This window comes from Promicromonospora kroppenstedtii DSM 19349 (genome assembly GCF_000515355.1).
In the GTDB taxonomy this organism is placed as follows: domain Bacteria; phylum Actinomycetota; class Actinomycetes; order Actinomycetales; family Cellulomonadaceae; genus Promicromonospora; species Promicromonospora kroppenstedtii.
In genome coordinates this window covers 22,454-27,330 of the sequence record NZ_KI911649.1, presented here as the reverse complement: position 1 = coordinate 27,330, position 4,877 = coordinate 22,454, and the positions used below count along the sequence as shown (strand labels likewise).

The window sequence follows — 4,877 nt, the reverse complement described above, 5'->3', positions numbered from 1 at the left end:
CTACGCCCTGATCGGCGGGGCGACGCTGGCCGTGGTGGCCGTCGTCGCGGTGATCGCCCTCATCGTGAACATGGTGGGCCGCCAGCAGTGGGAGCCCATCGAGGCGATGATCGCGGAGCCGCAGGAGGTGCACCCGCTGCAGCTCGTGCTCGGCTCCTGCGTGGAGAGCGTCCCGGCGGACGGCGAGGTCTCCGAGGTGCTCGCGGTCCCCTGCGACGCCTCGCACACCGCCCAGGTGGTGGGCCGCACGGACTTCGCCGACGCCGCCGTCTGGCCGGGCCGGGACGCCGTCGACAAGCGCATCGCGCAGGTGTGCGGCACCAAGCAGCTCGGCCCGGTCGCACGCACCAGCCCGGTGGCCGGCTCGGTGAGCTACGTGGTCTGGGGCCCCAGCGAGGAGTCGTGGGCAGACGGTGACCGCGTGGGCCTGTGCCTGGCGACGACCTCGGAGCCCATCACGCAGGATCTGCTGCAGTAGCCGACGCCGTCGGCACCCGGTGCCCGTCGCCGTCCAGCAGGGTCCGGCCCAGCGGGGTGAGCGCGTGCAGTACCGTGTTGCGCTCGCGCCCGCTGGTGACGAGCCCGGCGTTGCGCAGCACGGTCGCGTGCTCCGAGGCCGACGCCGGCGAGATCGCCAGCCGCTGTGCGAGCTCGGTGGTGGTCGCCCCGGTGCCGAGCTCCCGCAGGACCGCGGCCCGGGTACGGCCGAGCAGGGCGGTGAGCCTGCGGCCGCCGTCCTCGTCGGCCCGGTCCTCCGGTCGCCAACCCGTCCAGACCTGCTCGTGGGTGATGGGGTAGAGCAGCAGCGGCGGCAGCTCGGGGTCGGCCAGCGAGATCGGGGCACGATGGCAGAAGTAGGACGGGACGATGAGCAGGCCACGGCCCGCCAGGTGGACGTCCCGCTCCGCGGCCGTCGCGACCGACAACACGGGATGCTGCCAGCGGATCGCGGGGTGCAGGCTGCGCAGCGCGTGCTCCGTGCCGCCCTCGACCCAGGCACGGGTGCGCGCTGCCCGGTCCACGTCGACGGCGGCGAGGATCCCGCTCCAGTACGGCCCGATCGCCTGCCGGTGGTACGCCCGCATCGCGACGCCGAGCCCACGCACGGCCGACGCCGACCCGTCGGCGAGGTCCCGCATCCACAGGTGCGGCGTCCGGCCGTGCGTGAGCCGCGAGATGTCGTGCCGGAGCCGGGCCCTCGGTGTGGACAGCACGGCGTCGAGGCCGACCTCGAACGTGTCGGGGCCGGTCAGGGGTGCGCCGGAGCCGTCGACCGGCGTGAGGAAGTCCGGGGAGTAGCCGCGCGGCGGGGCGAGGCGCAGCAGCATGCGCGCAGCGGGCGGCAGGCCGGTCAGCACCCGTGCCCGCCAGGGCTCGAACAACATGGAGCCCGAGCGCTGGTTCACCAGGTGGGCGCTGAGCAGCGTCTCCCACATGGGGTCCGGGCCTGGCGCGATCCGGACCCGCGCCAGATCATCCGCGGTGAAGTGGAAACGCAGCATCGGGCCTCCCTGAGCGCCTGTCCCTCGTGGCCGCGCAGGGATTCACCCCGCACATACAGAGGGACGAGCCGCAATTCGGGTTCTGGGCGCCCAGGCGGCCACCTTCACAACACCGCCACAATCAGCCGCCGCCCGGCCGCCCGACACCCGCTGACCCGTCGAGGATCGCAGGTGCGGACGGCCGGGCGCGTCGGCCGGGCGGTGTCACCCGGTGTCCGCCGAAAGCCGGTCCCGGCTACGCGGTGAGCACCCGCCGCTCCAGTGCGAGCCCCTCGCCGTCGGTACGGTCCACGACCACCGTGTCGCCGTCGGTCACCTCGCCCGCGAGCAGCAGCCGCGCCAGGCGGTCGCCGATCTCGCGCTGCACGAGGCGGCGCAGGGGCCGCGCGCCGTAGGCCGGGTCGAAGCCCTCCAGGGCGAGCCACTCGCGAGCCGCCGCGGTCACCTCCAGCGTGATGCGCCGGTCACCGAGGCGCTTGGCGAACGCGCCGACCTGCAGGTCGACGATGCGCCCGAGCTCGTCCAGCGTGAGCGCGTCGAAGATGACCACGTCGTCGAGCCGGTTGAGGAACTCGGGCTTGAACGCCGCCCGCACGGCCGTCATCACGGAGTCGCGGCGCTCCTCGTCCGACAGCATCGGTTCCACGAGGAACTGCGAGCCGAGGTTCGAGGTGAGCACCAGGATGGTGTTGCGGAAGTCGACGGTGCGACCCTGGCCGTCGGTGAGGCGGCCGTCGTCGAGCACCTGGAGCAGGATGTCGAAGACCTCGGGGTGCGCCTTCTCCACCTCGTCCAGCAGCACCACCGAGTACGGCCTGCGCCGCACGGCCTCCGTGAGCTGACCACCCTCCTCGTACCCGACGTAGCCCGGAGGGGCGCCGACGAGCCGCGCCACCGAGTGCTTCTCGGCGTACTCGGACATGTCGATGCGCACCATGGCGCGCTCGTCGTCGAACAGGAAGTCCGCGAGCGCCTTGGCGAGCTCGGTCTTGCCCACGCCGGTGGGGCCGAGGAACAGGAACGATCCGGTGGGCCGGTCAGGATCGGAGACGCCGGCGCGGGTGCGCCGCACGGCGTCGGACACCGCGGCGACCGCGGCCCGCTGGCCGATGAGGCGCTCGCCGAGGACGTCCTCCATGTGCAGGAGCTTCTCGGACTCGCCCTGCAGCAGGCGCCCGGCGGGGATGCCGGTCCAGGCGGCGACCACCTCGGCGATCTCGTCGGCGCCGACCTTGTCGGCGATCATCGGCGGCTCGGCGGTCTCCGGACCGAGGCCGTCCGGCACGTCCTCCGCGCCTGCCTCGGCCTCCTCGGCGGCCGCGAGCTCCTTCTCGACGACGGGGATCTCGCCGTACTGGATCCGCGCCGCGCCTTCCAGGTCGCCCTCGCGGAGCTTGCGCTCGGCGTCGGTCCGCAGCTCGTCCAGGCGTGCGCGCAGGTCGCCCACGCGGTTGTGGCCGGCCTTCTCGGACTCCCAGCGCGCGGTGAGCGCGGCGAGGGCCTCGCGGCGGTCGGCGAGGTCGGCGCGGAGCCGTTCGAGCCGGTCCTTGGAGGCGGCGTCGGCCGACTCGGAGAGCACGACCTCCTCCATCTCCAGGCGTGTCACGGCGCGCTGCAGCTCGTCGATCTCGATCGGGGACGAGTCGAGCTCCATGCGCAGGCGGGACGCGGCCTCGTCGACCAGGTCGATCGCCTTGTCGGGAAGCTGCCGGCCGGAGATGTACCGGTCGGAGAGGGAGGCCGCGGCCACGAGGGCGGAGTCGGCGATGGTCACCTTGTGGTGCGCCTCGTAGCGCTCCTTGAGGCCGCGCAGGATCGCCACGGTGTCCTCCACCGACGGCTCGCCCACGAACACCTGCTGGAACCGGCGCTCCAGCGCGGGGTCCTTCTCGATGTGCTCGCGGTACTCGTCGAGCGTGGTGGCGCCGACCATGCGCAGCTCGCCGCGGGCGAGCATGGGCTTGAGCATGTTGCCGGCGTCCATGGCGCCCTCGCCGCCCGCCCCCGCGCCGACCACGGTGTGCAGCTCGTCGATGAAGGTGACGACCTCGCCGTCGGACGCGGTGATCTCCTCCAGGACCGCCTTGAGGCGCTCCTCGAACTCGCCGCGGTACTTGGCGCCGGCCACCATCGAGGCGAGGTCGAGGGCGATCAGGCGCTTGCCCTTGAGGGACTCGGGAACGTCGCCGGCCACCACACGCTGGGCGAGCCCCTCGACGACGGCGGTCTTGCCGACGCCGGGCTCGCCGATGAGCACGGGGTTGTTCTTGGTACGGCGGCTCAGCACCTGGATCACGCGGCGGATCTCCGAGTCGCGGCCGATCACCGGGTCCAGCTTGCCGTCGCGCGCCTGCTGCGTCAGGTCGGTGCCGTACTGCTCCAGCGCCTTGTAGGTGCCCTCCGGGTTGGGGCTGGTGACCCGGCCCGAACCGCGGACGGCGGGCAGCGCGGCGCGCAGGGCGTCGGCGGTCGCCCCGGCGTCGGACAGGATCTGCGCCGCGGACGACTGGCCGGCGGCCAGCGCGATGAGCAGGTGCTCGGTGGAGACGTACTCGTCGCCCAGACCCTGGGCCTCCTTGCCCGCCAGGTCGAGGACCGTCGCCAGGGCGCGGCTCGCGCTCGGCTGGGCGGTGCTGCTGCCGCTGGCCTGGGGCAGCGCGACGAGGGCCGCGCGCACCTGCTGGCCGATGGCCTGCGTGTTCGCCCCGACCGCGTCGAGCAGGCCGACGGCCACGCCGCGCTCCTGCGTGAGCAGCGAGGCGAGCAGGTGGACCGGCTCGAGCTGCGGGTTGCCGGCGGCCGACGCCGACTGGATGGCGTCGCCGATCGCCTGCTGCGACATGGTCGTGAACTTGGTGTCCATGAAGCCTCCCGGGGCTGGTGATGATGGGCGGAGTGCTACCTTGATGAAACCGTCTCAAAGTTGAGCCTATTCCACTCAACTTGAAATCACTGTAGCGCGCGTCACCGACACTCGTACGGTGGCGGCATGGACACCCAGGTCATCGTGCTCAACGGCGGATCCAGCTCGGGCAAGTCGGCGATCGCCCGCGACCTGCAGGCCGTGCTGCCCGACCCCTGGCTCTCGCTCAGCATCGACACCCTCGTCGACGCGATGCCCGCCCGGCTGACCTCCGGCGGCGACGGCATCGGCTTCGCGGACGACGGCGGCGTCGCCGTCGGCGGGGACTTCATGACGCTGCAGGACGCCTGGATCACCGGGCTGGTCGCCATGGCGCGCGCGGGCGCGCACCTCGTGGTCGACGACGTGTTCCTGGGCGGCAGCGCGTCGCAGCGCCGCTGGCTCGACGCACTGGGCGACGTGCCGACGCTCTGGGTGGGCGTGCGGTGCGACCCGGTCGTGGCCGGGCGGCG

At 73.1% G+C, this 4,877-nt stretch carries 4 protein-coding genes; 2 read left to right on the top strand and 2 right to left on the bottom strand.

Translation table 11 applies throughout. The features are described 5' to 3' along the window. On the top strand, positions 1–478 hold a 478-nt coding region (locus PROKR_RS09655), incomplete at its 5' end, for a septum formation family protein (RefSeq protein WP_084800353.1). Here PROKR_RS09655 and PROKR_RS09650 read toward each other — a convergent pair. Together PROKR_RS09650 and clpB are read right to left on the bottom strand one after the other, a co-directional pair. Next, complete coding sequence (locus PROKR_RS09650; protein WP_051432829.1) at positions 456–1,502, bottom strand: ArsR/SmtB family transcription factor; 1,047 nt, start codon at positions 1,500–1,502, stop codon at positions 456–458. The genes PROKR_RS09655 and PROKR_RS09650 overlap by 23 nt on opposite strands. 235 nt (positions 1,503–1,737) lie before the next feature. Continuing rightward, complete coding sequence (gene clpB / locus PROKR_RS09645) at positions 1,738–4,365, bottom strand: ATP-dependent chaperone ClpB (protein ID WP_036962607.1); 2,628 nt, start codon at positions 4,363–4,365, stop codon at positions 1,738–1,740. A gap of 126 nt (positions 4,366–4,491) precedes the next feature. Here clpB and PROKR_RS09640 point away from each other — a divergent pair. Beyond that, positions 4,492–4,877, top strand: a 386-nt coding sequence (locus PROKR_RS09640) for a phosphotransferase-like protein (protein WP_051432848.1), incomplete at its 3' end; no start/stop codon positions are given.

What these genes read in the sequence shown, in the direction of transcription:
- PROKR_RS09650 (WP_051432829.1), bottom strand. Translation starts at nt 1,502, where the DNA reads ATGCTGCGTTTCCACTTCACCGCGGATGATCTGGCGCGGGTCCGGATC.
- clpB (WP_036962607.1), bottom strand. Translation starts at nt 4,365, where the DNA reads ATGGACACCAAGTTCACGACCATGTCGCAGCAGGCGATCGGCGACGCC.